Consider the following 630-nt stretch of genomic DNA (forward strand, 5'->3'; position numbering starts at 1 on the left):
CTTTTAGTGAAATGTTTAAATAAGCAAGATTACTTAAACGTTTATCTATGATTTTTCGAAGTGTTTCCGAGCTTGGTCGTAAATTTTCAGTAAGCCATCGATATTGGATTGGTATACAGGAACTCGCTGGGCGCGAACTAACTCAATGAGTAATTCGTAAGCTGCTGTTTCAGCTTGCTTTGACGGTACTATTTTATCAGACATAACTTCTCCTTTGCTGTGTGAACGCCATAATGAGCGGATTCTGTTCCCTACGGTGCTGCAAAGAGAGTTTTTACTTTCAAGTTATAACGCAGCAATGAATGCGTACATCCTGATATTTGATCAGATAAGAATCACCCGGAGAGCCAATGGCAATCATTGCATACCCGGACTGGCTGCCGCTGGCGCAGAAGTCCAATAAAAACTGGAGGCGCGATACCGGGTTTCGGACTGACAACCCGCAGGTAGGCGCTCCGATATTCCAGAAGCTTACCGACGACCTGAAAGATACGATGGCGCTGACGTGGATACTCAACCGCGACCAGCACCGGGCGTGCACTCAGTGGCTAAAGAGCGCAAAGTATCTCGATAACTGCGTTATCTGGTTCAGCATGCCAATGTCTTCCGGTGGCTGCGATACCCGGGTTG

General features: G+C 46.8%; 1 protein-coding gene and 1 pseudogene. One reads left to right on the plus strand and one right to left on the minus strand.

Annotated elements, in window-relative coordinates:
* Window positions 1-45 precede the first annotated feature (45 nt).
* A complete protein-coding gene (locus J5069_RS23815; protein ID WP_264623638.1) occupies window positions 46-204 on the minus strand; it encodes an ATP-NAD kinase in 159 nt (52 codons plus the stop codon).
* Window positions 205-350: 146 nt separating this feature from the next.
* Between J5069_RS23815 and J5069_RS23820 the strand changes: the two are divergent.
* Window positions 351-630: pseudogene (locus tag J5069_RS23820) on the plus strand (hypothetical protein); the annotation flags it as partial.

Source organism: Candidatus Symbiopectobacterium sp. NZEC127, from assembly GCF_025962675.1.
Taxonomy (GTDB): domain Bacteria; phylum Pseudomonadota; class Gammaproteobacteria; order Enterobacterales; family Enterobacteriaceae; genus Symbiopectobacterium.